The following is a 17,744-nucleotide window of genomic DNA, read 5'->3' on the forward strand; positions in this document are numbered from 1 at the left end:
AATCTAAGCAATCTTTTCTTTTACTCTTTTTTTAAAAACTTAAGAATTACCAAAAAACAGTATATAATGCCACTAACACGCTGCAAATAATAAATGATCCAATAATAAAACCTGAAGACACTTTAAACATTGAGGTATCCACTTCTATATTGTGTTTTTCGTGTAATTGAACCGGTTCAGGTTTCAAAAGACTTATTCCTACCATGATAGCTACTATCATAACAAAAGTAATACTCATTCGGTCTAAAAAAGGAAAATCCGGAAAAGCACCGTTTGTCCAAACAGGCAGGAATTTTAATACTGTAGCAATAGGCACTGTCAGCAATGCACCCGCAAGACCGGCATTAGCAGTAGTCTTTTTCCAAAACATTCCCAACATAAAAATTGCTAATACTCCCGGTGAAAAGAAACCTACATATTCCTGAATAAACTGATAAGCCTGATCTAATGATTTTAAAGAAGGCGCAACAATAGCACCAATTAGCATCGCTACCACAACAGCTAGCCTTCCTACACGTACTAATTTTTTTTCAGAGGCATTTTTATCAAAATATTTTCTGTAAATATCTAAAGAAAAAATTGTCGAAATACTATTCGCTTTTCCTGCTAAAGAAGCCACAATTGCAGCAGTTAAAGCTGCCAGGGCAATTCCTTTTAAACCGGCTGGCAATAAATTCATCAATGTAGGATAAGCACGATCCGGTTTTAAAACTCCCGCTGCGTCAAGCATTTCACTTTGAAACATTCCGTTTTGATGCATTACATACATGGCAATACCCGGCAAAACTGCAATAACCGGAACTAATAATTTTAAAAAGGCTGCAAACAAAATCCCTTTTCGGGCAGTTTTTAAATCGGCCCCCAAAGCTCTTTGAACGATGTATTGATTGCAACCCCAATAAGCCAGATTATTGATAAGCATCCCTCCTATAATTACTGACATTCCCGGTAATTCGGAATAATGTGGATTCGATTTATCAAATATCATTTGCAAATGACCCGGTGCTTTTTCTTTTATAATAGCAAGACCTTTAAAAATATCTTTTCCATATCCAAACTGCTCTGAAAGTAAGGTTAGTGCCAAATAAGTGGTAACCAAACCTCCCAATATCAATACGATTACCTGAAACATATCGGTATATCCAATTACTTTCATTCCTCCTAAAGTAACTATAACAGAGAATAAACTCAATCCGATAACACAAAACTCAAAACTAACCGGCGCAATCGATGAAATGGCCAAAGCACCTAAATAAATAATCGAAGTAAGATTTACGAATATATAAATCAGCAACCAGATTACCGCCATAATTGCACTTACGGTATCATTGTATCTTTTTGCCAAAAATTGCGGCATCGTAAATATTTTGTTTTTAAGATATACCGGAAGGATAAACACGGCTACGATAATTAATGTTGCTGCCGACATCCATTCATATGAAGAAATAGCCAGTCCAAGTGCAAAACCCGAACCACTCATCCCGATAAAATGTTCCGCTGAAATATTAGACGCAATTAATGAGGCTCCAATAGCCCACCAGGTTAGTGATCCTTCGGCCAAAAAATAATCATTTGAGCTTGTAACTGCATTTTTCTTACTTCGATAGATATACATTCCGTAAGAGGTGACTATCACAAAATAAATAAGAAAAACAATGTAATCTGCGGTTTGTAGTGCATTCATAATTTTTAGGTTGGTTTATTGTAGTCAATAGCAAGACTATGTACACAAAAATAGACTCAAAATAAAAACTGAATATGGATATTTTATGCTAATACATGGATTTTTCATAAAGGAATAGCTAATTAATCCATTTGGTGAGCCTGAAAAACAGATTGTGACTCAATTAAATAAAAAATTCTTTCCGAATTAAGAAGCACTTTTTTTGTGTTGTTTCCAATTGTGTCCATAATTTCCGCAGTCGATTATCAAATATTTGAAGAATACTAATTATAACCGACAAAGAAGCGCAAAACTTGAAATCGAAAATTATTACATCCGTTTGCCTTTTAAGCTCGGGGCATGAATACAAAAAAAAAGTAACGCATTGATATTTTTTTGTTTCTTTTTTAATCAAGCAAAAAAGAAAATTAATACAGCCAAAATTAAAAAAACAAAAAACAATTCTGAAATGCTTGTTTCAGAATTAAAATAACTATATCTTTGCACTTCAAATTAAATCTTATGGCTCGCTGTGTAGAATTTAACGAAGTCGAAAAAATTGAAAAAGCAATGAATGTCTTTTGGGAAAAAGGATATAATGCTACTTCAATGCAAGACCTTGTGGATGCTATGCAAATCAATAGAAGCAGTTTGTACAATACCATTGGCGACAAGCATCAGCTTTTTATGAAATGCATCAGCAATTATTTTGATAATGCGATGCAGGAATTAAAAGATAAAGTGGCTAACGAAACATCGGCGAAAGCTGCGCTGATTAAGGTCATTTCTGATAAAGCAGATTGGATTATATCCTGTGATAAAGGATGTCTGGGGATGAAAACGATTTTCGAAATTGCTCCGGATGATTGCACTGTCCGAAATGTAATGAGTAAAAACAATGATATATTCATTGAATTCTTAGCTACTATAGTTCAAAAAGCGATGGATGATGGCGAAATGGATGATTCGGAAGATGCGGCATTAATGGCTGAATACATTGCCACTTCTTTTACAGGATGGAAGCAATCGTATATTCTTAATGGAAATCCTATCAAAATCAAAAAAATGTCAGAATTCCTGATAAAAAACATATTCAAGTAATTTTTTTTACACCAATTCTGGAACGTTTATTTCAGATATAATATTTATTACGCATACCCATTTTTTAAACTACAGCATTCATTCTGAAACGATTATTCCAGAATGAGTGCTAAAATCAAACATTAATTTAATAAAAAACAGCATGGATTCTGAAACGTTTATTTCAAAAAGAAGTTCTAAATCAAATATTAATTTAAGGAAAACAATAACTATGAAAAAGATTACCCTAATAAGTATACTAGCATTATTCGTTATCAGTTGCAACGATAAAAATGCCGCTCCACCAGCAACTACAGCCCCTAGCCTTCCAGTAATGAACATTAAATCACAGGAAGCCACTACAGAAAATGAATACCCGGCTTCCCTGCAAGGTGCTGTAGATGTTGAAATACGCCCACAGGTAAGCGGAAATCTGGAAAGGATTTATGTTGATGAAGGTGCTTATGTAACTAAAGGTCAAACACTTTTTAAAATAAACGAGCGTCCTTTTCGTGAGCAATTAAACAATGCTCTGGCTAATCTTCACGCAGCAGAAGCGGCTTATTTAAACGCTCAGTTAGAAGTCGATAAGCTGACACCATTGGTACACAACAAAGTAGTTTCAGACTATCAGTTGAAAACCGCTAAAGCAACACAAAAAATCGCTGCTGCCAATATTGAGCAGGCAAAAGCAATGGTGGGTTCGGCCAGAATTAATTTAGGATATACTAATGTTACAGCCCCTGTAAGCGGATACATTGGGAGATTGCCTAAAAAACAAGGAAGTTTGGTTGCTGCAACTGATATTGAGCCTTTAACCAACTTATCCGATGTGCATGAAGTATATGCTTACTTCTCATTAGGCGAAACCGATTTTATCAAATTCAAATCAGCGTACAGCGGAAATACCCTTGGCGATAAAATCAAAAAATTACCTCCCGTTACTTTAGTCCTTGCCGATAATTCAGCTTACCCACAATCAGGAAAAATTGATATGGTTGATGGTCAGTTTGATAAAAACACAGGAGCCATTACCGTTAGAGCTACTTTCCCAAACAAAAACGGAACATTACGTTCCGGAAATACCGGGAAAATCCGATTAGGAGTGCAACATGACGATGCGATTTTAATTCCACAATCGGCTACAATTGAAATGCAGGATAAAGTTTTTGTTTTCACCGTAAATAAACAGAACAAAGTCAACAAAATGCCGATTAACATCAGCGGAAAAAGCGGTACTAATTACTTAATCAAAGACGGAATAAAATCAGGTGACCAAATTGTATTAAGCGGTATCGACAAACTTCAGGAAGGACAACTGATCCAGCCTGAGAAACCAAAAGCACAAATTGCTCAAATTATTAACTAAATATAATTTCTATACAGATGTTCAAAATATTTATACAAAGACCAGTACTCGCCACCGTTATCTCCATTTTACTGGTGATATTAGGTGTACTTGGTCTTACCAAATTGCCCTTACAACAGTTTCCTGATATTGCGCCACCATCGGTTTTGGTAACGGCAGTTTATCCGGGAGCGAATGCCGAAACCGTTTTGCGTTCGGTTGCTCCTTCTCTTGAAGAATCGATAAATGGTGTTGAGAATATGACTTACATGAGCTCAACAGCCAGTAACGACGGAACTTTAGCCATTACGGTTTTCTTTAAACTGGGTACCGATGCTGACCGTGCCGCAGTAAACGTTCAAAACAGGGTGGCTCAGGCTACAAGTCAGTTGCCTGCCGAAGTAGTTCAGCAAGGGGTTATTACCGCAAAACAACAAAATAGTTTTATCATGGCCATCGGAATGTACACCGATGACGAATCCAAATACGACCAAACTTTTGTTGCCAATTATGCCCAGATTAATATTATCCCTGAAATCAAACGTATTCCGGGAGTGGGTGCCGCCAGTATTTTTGGTGGTGTAAAAGATTATTCGATGCGTGTTTGGTTGAATCCAACCCAGATGTCTGCTTACAATGTGACGCCGAATGAAGTTATGGCAGCCATTCAGGACAAAAGTTTAGAAGCTGCTCCGGGTAAATTTGGAGAAAGAAGTAAGGAAGTTTTTGAATACGTAATCAAATACAAAGGAAAACTAAGCAAACCCGAAGATTATCAAAATATTGCCATTCGTTCGAATGCTGATGGTTCAGTACTTCGTGTAAAAGATGTTGCCAGAGTGGAACTTGGTTCTTATTCTTACAACAGTTTAACGCGTTTAAATGGTAAAAAAGGAATTGTAATTGGTGTGATTCAGTTGGCTGGTTCTAATTCAAATGATATTCAGGTTGCGATTAATAAATTGATGGTGAAAGCCGCTAAAGATTTTCCTCCGGGCATCAAACACAATATTTTTTATAGTACAAAAGTATCGTTAGACCAATCGATAGATCAGGTGAAACATACTTTATTAGAAGCATTTATATTGGTATTTATTGTGGTTTTCATCTTCTTGCAGGATTTTAGATCAACTTTGATTCCGGCAATTGCGGTTCCGGTAGCGATTTTGGGTACGTTCTTTTTCATGCAGTTATTCGGATTTTCAATAAACTTATTAACCTTATTCGCTTTAATTCTGGCGATTGGTATTGTGGTAGATGATGCGATTGTGGTGGTCGAAGCCGTGCATGCCAAAATGGAACACAAACATCTGTCTCCAAAAGTAGCTACTCACGAAGCGATGCACGAAATTACCGGTGCGATTATTTCGATTACGTTGGTAATGGCTGCAGTATTCCTGCCTGTTGGTTTCATGGAAGGTTCTACTGGGGTTTTCTATCGTCAATTTGCTTTTACGATGGCCATTGCAATTGTAATTTCGGCTGTAAATGCTTTGACTTTAAGCCCTGCCCTGGCCGCTTTATTCTTAAAAGACAATCACGCCGCACATGATGAAAATACACCTTATGAGAAAAAAGGATTTAAAGAAAAATTCTTCACTGCTTTTAATACAAGTTTCAACTCTTTAACGAATCGTTATGTGGGTGGATTGCAATTTTTAATTCGCAAAAAATGGTTGAGTTTAGGCGGATTGGCCTTAATAACTGTTGCAACCATTGTAATGGTAAAAACAACTCCATCAGGATTTATCCCAACAGAAGATCAGGGATTTATTGCCATCGCGGTTAACACTCCATCGGGAACTTCTTTGTACAGAACTCAAAAAGTAATGACCGAAGCCGAAAATACCTTAAGAGGTTTGGAAGCTTCAAGATTTGTAACGGCAATTTCAGGTTTCAACTTATTGACAAATTCTACCAGTCCGTCATCGGCAGTAGTTTTTGTTTTGCTGAAACCAAATGAAGAACGTGGCGAGGTAAAAAATATTGACGAAATCATGAATGAGGTTCGTGGCAAATTAGGCGCGATTTCCGGCGGAAGTTTCTTTGTATTCAGTTTCCCAACCGTTCCCGGCTTCAGTAACGTTGAAGCCTTAGATTTAGTGCTGCAGGATAAAACAGGAGGCAAACTGGATAAGTTCAGCGGAATTTCACAAACCTTCATTGGAGAATTAATGAAACGTCCCGAAATTGCGGTTGCTTTTACTTCTTTCAAAGCCGATTATCCGCAATTGCAATTGGATATCAATGATGAAAAAGCCGATCAATTGGGTGTAAAAGTCAAAGACATTCTGCAAACCATGCAGGCATATTTTGGTAGTGCTCAGGCTTCTGATTTTAATCGTTTTGGAAAATACTACCGAGTTATTGTTCAGGCTGATATTGCCGACAGAGCTGATCCATCTGCAATCGATCGTGTATTTGTAAAAAATAATCGTGGTGAAATGGTTCCAATCAACACCTTGGTAAAACTAAGCCGTATTTATGGTTCTGAAACTGCTTCGAGATACAATTTGTTTAACTCTATTTCGATAAATGCCATTCCAAAACCAGGATTTAGTTCAGGAGATGCCATCAAAGCAATCGAAGAAGTCGCAGCGCAACAATTACCTGCCGGTTATAGCTATGAATTCTCAGGACAAACAAGAGAAGAAATTTCGTCAGGAGGTCAATCGGCAACGATATTCTTGCTGTGTTTGATATTCATTTATTTCTTATTGGCAGCACAATACGAAAGTTACATTTTGCCTTTGGCAGTAATCTTCTCCATCCCTGCGGGAATCTTCGGGGTATTTGCAGCCATTGGTTTAACCGGAATTGAAAACAACATCTACGTACAGGTTGCCTTGGTAATGCTTATCGGACTGCTCGCCAAAAACGCCATCCTGATTGTCGAATTTGCATTGCAAAAAAGAAAATCAGGACAGAATTTGGTCAAAGCTTCGATTGATGCCGCCAAACTGCGTTTGCGACCAATTATCATGACATCACTGGCTTTTGTTGTCGGTTTAATCCCGATGATGAGTGCCAAAGGGCCTTCGGCACAAGGGAATCACTCGATAAGTATTGGAGCTGCGGGCGGAATGGTTTCAGGAGTAATTCTGGGGCTGTTAATCATCCCGGTTTTATTCATCGTGTTCCAACATTTACAGGAAAAGCTTTCTGGAAAACCAGTAGCTGTAACTCATAACGAAGAAAATAAAAATGGAAAATTATATAACAACAATTCTGCTGACAATAATCATCAGCCTCACGTACATATCCTATAAAGTGTCAAAAGATCTTGAGACAAAAGATGATTTCTGTTCAGAAAAATAAAGAAGTATAAAATGAAAAAGCATATAAATAAAATCGTGATGGTCGCCATTTTGACCAGCACCTTGATATCCTGTACCGTTTCGAAGGATATTGAAACTCCAAAAGATGCATTTCCTGAGAATTTCAGGAATGCATCGGTTTCAAAAGATACCCCGAGCATTGCCGATTTAGAGTGGAAAAATTTCTTTACCGAAAAAGATATTATTCAGTTAATCGATAGCGCGGTGACCAAAAATAACGATTTGCAAATCGCCACTAAAAACATCGAAATTGCGCAATACCGATTCACACAATCCAAATGGGGAAATGTTCCTCAGGCTAATTTGTTTGTCAATGCCAGTACCAGCAATCCTTCGGACAATAGTTTTACGGGAATGAATCTGAATCAGGCTTTGGGTCAAAAACACATTGACGATTATTCGGCCGGAGTTTCCCTTTCGTGGGAAGCTGATATTTGGGGTAAAATCCGCAATCAAAAAAAAGGGGCGTTTGCAAATTACCTGCAATCGGAAGAAGTGAAAAAAGCATTGCAAACTTCTATTGTAGCCAATGTTTCCAAAGGATATTACAATCTGTTGATGCTGGACGCACAATTGGATATTGCCAGACAAAATCTGAAACTGAATGATAGTACCAGCAAAATCATCAAATTAAAACACGATTCGGGTCAGGTGACTTCATTGGCGATTCAACAAGCTGAAGCGCAGAGATTAAATGCGGCACAATTGATTCCTTTATTGGAACAAAACATTGCCATTCAGGAAAATGCTTTGAGTGTGTTAACGGGTTCATTCCCAAATTCGAAAGAAAGAACGATTCGCTTGGGTTCAGTTGAAGTAAAAAACAATACGTTAACCGGAATTCCGTCATCCTTAGTAAGCCGAAGACCGGATGTAAAAAGTGCCGAATTAGCGCTGAAAGTGGCTAACGCCAATGTTGGAATCACCAAAGCCGACTTATATCCTGCGCTTAGAATTACGGCGCAAGGCGGCGTAAATTCATTCGAAACCAGCAATTGGTTCAATATTCCGGCTTCTTTATTTGGAACAGTGGCAGGAGGTTTAACCCAACCCTTATTGAACTCTAAAAAAGTGCAAACACAATACAATATTGCGAAAATCGAAAGAGAAAAAGCGGTGTTGAGTTTCAGACAGGCTGTTTTGGTGGCTGTGAGTGAAGTTTCAGATGCCTTGGTAAAAGTAGAGAAATTACAACAACAGGAATCGTTTTTGCAACAACGAGTAAAAACCTTGCAGCAAGCGATAAAAAATGCCAATTTGTTATTCCAAAACGGAATGGCTGAATACCTGGAAGTTTTATCAGCACAGGCAAATTTATTGCAAAGTGAGTTGGAACTGGCGAATATAAAAAGAGAACAACTTTCTGCTAATACTGAATTGTATAGAGCATTGGGTGGTGGTTGGAGGTAAATATTCAATGATATAAAAGAAAAAAGTAGATTATCAATTTTCTTTTTTGCTTGATCAAAAAAGAAACAAAAAAATCAAGTCATACACTTCCTCGTCGGTCAAATTAGTTTTCGAATGCTAAAAGAAAATAACTCGTCCCGAAAGCTTTCGGGACTCAAACAGATTTTCTTTTTACGCATTCTTCAAACATTTGACACTCGACTGCGGAAGCTAAGGACGGGATAATCTGAAAACAACAACATTTGATATATAGTTAAATACAAACAGTTTAATAAAATCTAAAATTATAAAATAGTATGAGTACAACTAATTTATTTACCCCCTTTAATTTTAAGACATTAAATCTTAAAAACAGAATCGTAATGGCACCTATGACGCGTTCCTTTTCTCCAAACGGAATTCCAACTGATGAAGTGGCTTCTTACTATCAAAAAAGAGCCGAAGGCGAAGTAGGTTTAATATTATCTGAAGGAACAGTTATCGACAGACCATCGTCATCCAATGATGGAAATGTTCCTCACTTTTATGGCGATCAGGCATTAAAAGGATGGCAAAAAGTGATTAATGAAGTTCACACCGCCGGAGGCCAAATGGGACCACAAATCTGGCACATGGGCATTATGGACAATCATCATTCGGGTTGGGTTCCGCCAGTACCGTTTGAAGGACCGTCCGGATTGAACCGTCCCGGTTTCAGTAACGGAACTACGATGTCTGAAAAAGACATTGAAAATACCATTCTTGCTTTTGGAAAAGCTGCTGCCGATGCTAAAAGATTGGGTTTTGACACTATCGAAATTCACGGTGCGCACGGTTATTTGATTGACCAATTCTTTAGCCCTGAAACCAATTTACGTACTGATATTTATGGTGGAAAAACAATAAAAGAACGCAGCCGTTTTGCAATTGAAGTGGTGAAAGAAATTAGAAGACAGGTAGGAAATGATTTTGCGGTTATCATGCGTTTCTCTCAATTCAAACCATCTGATTACAATTATAAACTGGCGAAAACACCTCAGGAATTGGACTCTTGGATTACACCTCTTGTGGATGCCGGAGTGGATATTTTGCATTGTTCACAACGTCGTTTTTGGGAAGCTGAATTTGAAAATTCAGATTTAAATTTTGCAGGATGGGCTAAAAAACTAACTGGATCTCCAACAATTACCGTGGGTTCTGTTGGGCTTTCCAGTGATTTCTTTGGTGCTTTTGCAGGCGAAAGTTCACAACCAGCCTCTTTAGACGAACTAACAAGACGTTTCGACAGAGGCGATTTTGATTTGGTTGCCGTTGGAAGACCTTTATTATCTGACCCAAATTGGGTTGCCAAAATAAAAGCTGGAAAAACAGAGGAATTGGTAGGATTTAGCAAAGAAGCTCTGAGCGAATTGGTATTATAATTTTATATTCTGCTTATTTATTGACACCCCCCTAAACGGTTAAACTGTTTAGGGGTTTTGTTTTTCATTCTTATTTTATTTTCTGATCTTATTTGCGTAATGATTTTCAATTTCAACTTCTTTATCTTTTATCAAATTATGAAACTTGTCCCAATGCTTCCCTATCTGAGAATTTATACCATTGTTTTCAAAAACATTTGCCGCAAGTTTAGCATATGTTAAAAAATTTCCCCAATCGTACGTATTTGTTCTATAAAACGTATTAGGTAAATGTGGAGCTTTTTTAATTATTTTTCTTCGATGTGCACCCATTATAGTATAACGTTTATAAAGTCTATTTTTAAAAAGTTGAGGAACCTTATTTTTACCAAACTTAGCATAATATCCCCCTCTTTTTATAGAACGTTTCATCTTTCTATAATATTTGGCCAAACCAGATGATTTTAAATAGACTTTTTCACCATCAAACGAAAATCCAAGATATTCAAATTTTGTATTGTCTTTAATTTCACCAGTATCTAAATCAATCTCTTTACAACCAAATTTTTCATTAAAATACTTAAATATAAATGACTGGCTTTTACTGGGCTGAATTTCTAAATCAAAATTTTGAATTTCATCAATCAAAAGATTATAAATCATGTCCATATTTTTCTCGTCTGCAACTACAATCATATCATCACTATACCTTCGATACATTCCATCTATTTCAGTTATCTTCTCATTAATCAATTTATCAAAATGTAAAAGATAAATATTAGCAAGTGTCGAACTAATTGGTGAGCCTTGAGGTATTCCTTTAATTCTAAAATTTCCTGTTAGGAAATCATTTTTTGTTTTAAAACGGTTTTTCTTTATGAGATTTTTAGCTCGAATTCTTGAATTAAAATCTTTTAAACTGCAGAAAGCAATTGCATTTTTCTCTTTTAACAATTCAATATTAGGAATAGAAATCTTAGTGTTTTTCCCTTTTTTATCAACAATTATTTGATCTTTAAATTCTTCAAAAATATCCTCCTGTTCTATATATGAAAATTTTGTTAGATTCTTAAAAATGGCATAATGATCATCTGGTAAAATCTTTTCATCTAGAATTTCAATCCAAGTTTCTTTTAATCTTTTGTGGTTAAGATTATCAAAAAATGAAGTAATGTCAAATGTAATTGCAATGAGGTCACGGTTTTTATTTTCTTCTATATACTTAAAGATATCATTTGCAAAATCTATATTACATTTGTTTCGAGATTTTTCGTTGGCTTTTAATGGAACACTTCTATATGCAGAAACACAATCTTTTATGCCGTGTTCAATTAATTTTTTCTCATACTTTTTTGTAATAATATCTGAGTAATATCCATAGATCATAGAATCTAAATGATTAGCATAAAAAACCTCTCTGTCTTTATAACTAGATTCTCTTTTTATAGACTTTGTTCCATCAGCATTTTTTACTTTTCTAAACTTCCTAACAGAAATTTTTCTATGGATAAAAGGATAAAAACTATGTTTTGCGATATTTTTTTTATCAAAAATATAATTTTCAATCCAAGGTCTATGCCTTAATTTTAATGGCAATCCAATATGAGGATAGCGTTTTAATCTAAACCAATCTTTTTTTACCATAAGACAATTAAAAAAAGCAAAGGTAAACGGCTACTGGGAAGCAAGCCTAACTTAATGGAAAAACACATGCCTGTTCGATGCTATTGCTAACACCGCTTCCTCTTACGTCAGGTATAAAGTTTGTATCTTTGTATCTAAACAACTTAATGAATGAGATGGCAGAAACAGCACTAGAAATGATTGAGGGTTGGCTCTCGAGGAGTCCCCTTCCAAAGATGGCAGTAATTATATTTCAAATTATTTGCTTTATTGGTATCAAATCTCCGTTTAATTCTTAAACTAAACGCAATAATTTATAAAACGTGTTAATCGGCTCCGTCTACCAATGCTAAGCAAAAATAGAAAAAAAATAGTCGTTAACTTACTTTTTGCAAAACATTTATTCACATAGTTTGCTTCTAAAAAACACTAAATACCATTCTCTTTTGCAATACTAATTAAAAACCTGAATAGGAGAAGCCAATAAAGTTTTGGTATCGGCAATAAAATCAATTAAGTATTGTTGACTGTTGTGTATATCAAGCCCTGCCTGATCTTTCCACTCTTCCCAAATAATAAAAACATTTTCTGAAAAAACTATCGCATTTTCTAAAAATCCACCTCGAACTGACGAAAATTTACAATCAAAAAAAATCACCCAAGAGTTAAATACTTAATCAAAAAAGGAGTGTTGAATCTTAAATCCAATACTCCATTTAAAAAATATATTCGGTATATCTTATTTAGAATAAGCTACAGCAACTTGTTTACTAGAACCTAAACCTTCGATTCCTAATTCAATCACATCACCTGCTTTAACATAAATAGGATCTGGTTTGATACCTAAACCTACTCCAGGAGGCGTTCCTGTACTGATGATATCACCAGGAAGTAAAGTCATAAACTGACTTAAATAATGTACTAAAAATGGAATTTTAAACACTAAGTTAGAAGTATTACTGTTTTGGAATTTTTTACCGTTTACAGTCAACCACATTGGAAGATTGTTCACATCGGCAATTTCATCCTGAGTAGCTAAAACCGGTCCAAGAGGTGCGAAAGTATCACAGCCTTTCCCTTTAGCCCATTGCCCTCCCATTTCAATTTGGAAAGCTCTTTCGCTATAATCGTTTAACAAAGCATATCCCGCAACATAATCCAAAGCTTCAGCTTCTTCCACATAACTTGCTTTTTTACCCACTACAAAAGCTAATTCAACTTCCCAGTCGGTTTTTTCACTTCCTTTAGGGATAATCACATTATCGTTTGGTCCACACAAAGAAGTAGTCGATTTAAAGAAAATGATAGGCTCTGTTGGAATTGGTGCACCAGTTTCATGACAGTGATCCACATAATTCAAACCAATGCAAATAATTTTTGAAGGTCTTGCAACCGGAGAACCCAAACGAACTTCATTTGAAACTTCAGGGAAAGAAGTTCCGCTTTCGATAGCTGCTTTTAACTTTTCTAAGCCATTATTCTCAAAAAAAGATTCGTTATAATCAGTTACAATTGAAGAAACATCATATCTTTTTTCTCCAACTAAAATTCCTGGTTTTTCGCTGCCTGCTGCTCCAAAACGTATTAATTTCATTTCTCTATATTTTATTGTTATTTTTTTCTTTTAGGTATTTAGCAACTAAGTCGCTTAGACTTAATTATTTAATTTGATAAATCCTCCGTCAATTGGATAATCTGATCCTGTGATAAACCCGGCTTCGTCACTTGCTAAAAACAATGCTAAAGTAGCAATTTCTTCCGGTTTTCCCATTCTTCCAATAGGCTGTGATTTTGATAATTTTTCGAATATTTCAGCCTCATTTCCAGGATAATTTTTAGCAATAAATCCATCTACAAAAGGAGTATGCACACGTGCAGGAGAAATCGAATTGCAACGGATATTCTCGTTGATATAATCTCTGGCAACTGATAAAGTCATAGACATCACAGCTCCTTTGGCTGTAGAATAAGCAAAACGATCTGAAATACCAACCCATGAAGCAATCGAAGCCATATTCACAATCGATCCTCCACCTGATTTACGGAATTGAGGGATAGCTGCAAACAAACAGTTATAAACTCCTTTTACATTTACGTCCATAATTCGGTCAAAATCAGCTTCCGGAGTGGTATCAACCTTACCTACATGGGCAATTCCGGCATTATTCACTAAAACATGAATGTTACCAATTTTTTCAAAAGTAGCAACTACTTCATCATGTTTGGCAACGTTACAGGCATGAGCAAAAACTTTACCTCCTTCGGCAGTGATTTCATCTACGGTAGCTTGGGCACTTTCGGCAGTTAATTCTATAATATGAACTTCAGCTCCTTGTTTTGCAAATAAAACAGAAATAGCTTTTCCTATTCCGCTACCACCACCTGTTATGATTGCTTTTTTATCTTTTAATGAGAACATTTTAACGTAGTATTAAATTATTATAAATGATATTTTATTTTAATAAGGACAAATTTATAAATAAATGCTTCGTTTTCAAGAGACAAAATAGTCTTAATTTGTTGAATTATTGGAAATAACAACTGATTTACAAAACCAACACCTAACATCATATCGTTTTAAATACCAATAGATTACGATTTTAAATTTATCTAAATATAAAAAAATAAAGGTACTGTGCCACAATCCTAAATAATAATTCGATTTTATCCTTATCTAATTATTATTTATCTTTGGAAGCTAATGAAACTAGAGAGAACCCAAATATCGTCTTACCTAAATAATGCTATTTCTGTACTTGTCAGAGAGGAATCTTTCTTTCAGGCCCCTTTCCATTCCCACCCGGAACTGGAACTGGTTTATGTAAAGGAAAGTTTTGGTAAAAGGATTATAGGTAATTCTGTTGACAATTTTGAAGCCGGAGATATGGTTTTCCTTGGTTCCGACATCCCTCATGTTTGGCTAAATGACGAAATTTATTATCACAACATCAACAAACTAAAGGCAAAAGCCATTGTAGTTTACTTCAACAAAGATATTTTTGGCCCGGCTTTTTACGAATTAAAAGAAGCTCAAAAAATCAATAGCCTTTTCGAAAAAGCAAAAAAAGGGCTTTCAATTAAAGGAAAAACAAACAAACTGATTGCCGAAAAATTAGAACAATTAGTCATCAAACAGGACTTTGAAGTAATCATAGGTCTGTTCGAAATCTTATCTCTTCTATCCGCTACCACTACTGATTTAGACTTCATAAATAGCGAAACTTATACTCCTTCCAACGATTCTTTCAAAAAAGATCGTCTTTCGGATGTTTACCAATACATAAAAGACAATTACAAAAAAGAGATTTCTCTGGATGAAGTAGCTCAAATTGCCAATCTGACACCGACTTCTTTTTGCAGAATGTTCAAATCCAGAACCAAAAAGAATTTTATTGAATATCTGAACGAAATACGCATTTCCAATGCCTGCAAACAGCTTATTGAAACTGACATGAGTGTTTCGGAAATAGCCTATGAATGCGGATACAAAACCGTTTCTAATTTCAATAAACTATTCAAGAAAAATACGGGAAACACTCCTAAAGAATACAAAAACAAAATAGCGCGTTAAACTTAAAATTTATCGAAATTAATTCCCCCTATTCCGCCGCGGCGGATGTAATTTTGATGAATTTTCAAGAAATTTTTCATCCGCCCAGGCGGAATAGGGAAAAAGAAAATTTCTTTTTAAAATAAATTCAAAAACAACCTTTAGTTAAACACATAAACCACATTGAAGCCTCCGTAATAATTTACCGGATTTCCCGGATAATAGTAACGCGCCGGAGCTGTACCAAAACCTACTGCATTAGGCAAAACACTGGCTGCATAATTTTCATTCAATACATTTTGGATTCCCACATTCATCTCCATTTTTATCTTTTTAAGAACATAAAAAACATAGCTGGCTTTTGCATCAAGCAATTGATACCCTTTTGTTTCTTTCGAATTGGCATCATCAAGATATCTTTTGCCCGTATATCGATAAGAAGCATTAAAACTCAAACCCATTGCCGTTACTAAATCTAATCCCGCATTCAATTGCACATTAGGTACAGCAGGCAACAATTTCCCTGAAAAATCACTGTCCCTATCTACGAAATCTTTAAATTTAAAATGAGTAATGGTTCCCGATAAATACGGATTAAGCTGAATATTGGCATTCGCATCAAATTTATAATTCACTACGAATTCCATTCCCTGATGCGAACTTTCACCTGCATTAAAGCCCACATATTGATCGTCGGCAATCCTTCGCGCCACTAATAAATTCTTAATTTGTGCAGAATAAAAAACCAATTCCGCATAAAGCTTTCGACCTAAAAAATTCCCTTTAAAACCTACTTCATAATTAACTCCCACTTCTGGTTTTAAATCAGTATTAATTTGCCCTTCGGTTGTTAGGGTTTCGGCAACTACAGGAATAGAAAAACCTTTACTCAATGAAGTATAAATATTTTTACCATTGGCTATTTTATAAGACAATCCTATTCGAGGCGACCAAATACTTTCAAAGCTGTAATTTTGTTTGATTCCCGCTTCTGAAAAAATAGCTACCTGATTGTAATGAGTTGTATTGAATGCAATTCCGGATTCCAGATTGAGTTTTGTTGATAGTTTAGTTTCCATTTGTAAAAACGCATTCCAATAACGTCTGTTTTGTTCCATTTTAGCAAATCGTTCTCCCTGCAAACTACCTTTTCCGGAATTAGACTGATATAAATTTCGAAAAAGAGAGAAATTATAATTCTCCGTTATAAATTCAGTTCCAAGGCTGATAACATTTGGCAAAGTGAATAAAGAAGATGAATAATTTACTTTCGATCGAAAACCTACCGATTTGGTTTTATCTTCCAATATATCAAAAGGTCGGGCTTCGTAAGCGTTTTTTAAAGTCGTAAAAAAACTGTTATCCATAGACCAATTTTCAGAAAACTGATATTCCAATCCCAAACCCGCCAACAATTTATCATAGGATTCAAATCCTTTCGCAGCAAGCCAGGTAGCCGCCGCCGATTTAGGATTGTTATTAAAAGCAGTTTCACTTATCGAACTCGGAATAAATGCTTTCAATCGGGTTGCAATTCCAAAGAAAGAAAGAGTACTTTTTCCGGAGAGCCGCTGTTTACCAAACAGATTAAGTGATTTTCGATTGTAATCACTATTTACTCTATAACCATCCTGCTGCAAATTACTGTAATTGACAAAAACAGAAGAATTTGAATCAGCAGAACCAACCGATAAAATCTGTTTCATCAACCCAAAACTCCCAAAAGTAGTTCCTGATTTTCCAAAGGTGACCTCTTCATCAATTTGCTTTGCTTTCAAACTGATAACACCTCCCAAACCGGCACCAAAACTGCTCGAATTAGGTCCTTTTATAATTTCGATTCCTCCTAAAGCTTCTAAATCAATATCCTCTAACACCGTTTCTCCTTCAGCATCAGAAAGCGGAATCCCTTCAAAATAAGCCTTAATTCTGCTTGTACCGTATTGTGTCCTTGCCCCGATACCGCGAATTGTAATTCTATTGGTATTCAAAGCACCTTGTTGCATATAAACTCCCGGAATTTTATTCAAAACCGGAGTCAAAATTACCCCATCGGTCTGATTGATTTCTTTTTCGGTTATTATCGAAACTGCAGCAGCTGTATTCTGAATATTTTTTCGAATAGGAGCAGCTGATAATACTAATTCAGACAAAGAAAGTGTATCCTTTTTAGCTTGTCCAAAAACAGAAATACCAGATAATAAAACCAACAAACAAATTAAACAAGTAAATACTTTTTTTTGATTGTTTAGTCTGATTTCTATTGTCATATCGTGAAAAATTCGTGAATTTGTGACAAAAAGCGGCTTTTTGTAGTGGTAAATGTAGAAATAAAAAAAAATATAAAAACAAA

General features: G+C 35.6%; 12 protein-coding genes. 6 read left to right on the forward strand and 6 right to left on the reverse strand.

Features of this window, described 5'->3' with window-relative positions; genetic code table 11:
* Nucleotides 1–46 precede the first annotated feature (46 nt).
* Nucleotides 47–1,684, reverse strand: a complete 1,638-nt coding sequence (locus BIW12_RS15580; protein ID WP_071185966.1) for a sodium/sugar symporter — start codon at nt 1,682–1,684, stop codon at nt 47–49.
* A gap of 501 nt (nt 1,685–2,185) precedes the next feature.
* Here BIW12_RS15580 and BIW12_RS15585 point away from each other — a divergent pair.
* The 5 genes from BIW12_RS15585 to BIW12_RS15605 all read left to right on the forward strand — a co-directional run bounded on the left by BIW12_RS15585 (nt 2,186) and on the right by BIW12_RS15605 (nt 10,239).
* Nucleotides 2,186–2,764 (forward strand): TetR/AcrR family transcriptional regulator, encoded by a 579-nt coding sequence (locus tag BIW12_RS15585; RefSeq protein ID WP_071185967.1) that lies wholly within the window; start codon nt 2,186–2,188, stop codon nt 2,762–2,764.
* Nucleotides 2,765–2,975: 211 nt separating this feature from the next.
* Nucleotides 2,976–4,112 (forward strand): efflux RND transporter periplasmic adaptor subunit, encoded by a 1,137-nt coding sequence (locus BIW12_RS15590; RefSeq protein ID WP_157499562.1) that lies wholly within the window; start codon nt 2,976–2,978, stop codon nt 4,110–4,112.
* Between the two features lie 17 nt (nt 4,113–4,129).
* A complete protein-coding gene (locus BIW12_RS15595; protein WP_071185969.1) occupies nt 4,130–7,360 on the forward strand; it encodes an efflux RND transporter permease subunit in 3,231 nt (1,076 codons plus the stop codon).
* A 60-nt stretch (nt 7,361–7,420) separates the two neighbouring features.
* A complete protein-coding gene (locus BIW12_RS15600) occupies nt 7,421–8,839 on the forward strand; it encodes a TolC family protein (RefSeq protein ID WP_071185970.1) in 1,419 nt (472 codons plus the stop codon).
* Between the two features lie 296 nt (nt 8,840–9,135).
* Nucleotides 9,136–10,239 (forward strand): NADH:flavin oxidoreductase, encoded by a 1,104-nt coding sequence (locus tag BIW12_RS15605; RefSeq protein ID WP_071185971.1) that lies wholly within the window; start codon nt 9,136–9,138, stop codon nt 10,237–10,239.
* 75 nt (nt 10,240–10,314) lie between these two features.
* Here BIW12_RS15605 and BIW12_RS15610 read toward each other — a convergent pair whose 3' ends face one another.
* The 4 genes from BIW12_RS15610 to BIW12_RS15625 all read right to left on the reverse strand — a co-directional run bounded on the left by BIW12_RS15610 (nt 10,315) and on the right by BIW12_RS15625 (nt 14,260).
* Entirely contained in the window at nt 10,315–11,862 is a 1,548-nt protein-coding gene (locus BIW12_RS15610) for a reverse transcriptase domain-containing protein (protein WP_071185972.1), read from the reverse strand.
* Nucleotides 11,863–12,295: 433 nt separating this feature from the next.
* The gene (locus tag BIW12_RS16460; RefSeq protein ID WP_232227108.1) at nt 12,296–12,499 is read right to left on the reverse strand and encodes a putative quinol monooxygenase; all 204 of its coding nucleotides are present in this window, start codon (nt 12,497–12,499) and stop codon (nt 12,296–12,298) included.
* Between the two features lie 81 nt (nt 12,500–12,580).
* Complete coding sequence (locus BIW12_RS15620; protein WP_071185973.1) at nt 12,581–13,435, reverse strand: fumarylacetoacetate hydrolase family protein; 855 nt, start codon at nt 13,433–13,435, stop codon at nt 12,581–12,583.
* 60 nt (nt 13,436–13,495) lie between these two features.
* Nucleotides 13,496–14,260, reverse strand: a complete 765-nt coding sequence (locus BIW12_RS15625; protein WP_071185974.1) for an SDR family NAD(P)-dependent oxidoreductase — start codon at nt 14,258–14,260, stop codon at nt 13,496–13,498.
* Between the two features lie 282 nt (nt 14,261–14,542).
* On the opposite strand from BIW12_RS15625, the gene BIW12_RS15630 reads away from it, so the two are divergent.
* Nucleotides 14,543–15,412: an AraC family transcriptional regulator gene (locus tag BIW12_RS15630; protein ID WP_071185975.1), complete on the forward strand. Its 870-nt coding sequence runs from the start codon at nt 14,543–14,545 to the stop codon at nt 15,410–15,412.
* A gap of 140 nt (nt 15,413–15,552) precedes the next feature.
* On the opposite strand, the gene BIW12_RS15635 is transcribed toward BIW12_RS15630, so the two are convergent.
* Nucleotides 15,553–17,661, reverse strand: coding sequence for a TonB-dependent receptor family protein (locus tag BIW12_RS15635; RefSeq protein ID WP_083382150.1), 2,109 nt, complete (start codon nt 17,659–17,661; stop codon nt 15,553–15,555).
* Between the last annotated feature and the right edge of the window lie 83 nt (nt 17,662–17,744).

It is taken from the genome of Flavobacterium commune, from assembly GCF_001857965.1.
Lineage (GTDB): Bacteria > Bacteroidota > Bacteroidia > Flavobacteriales > Flavobacteriaceae > Flavobacterium > Flavobacterium commune.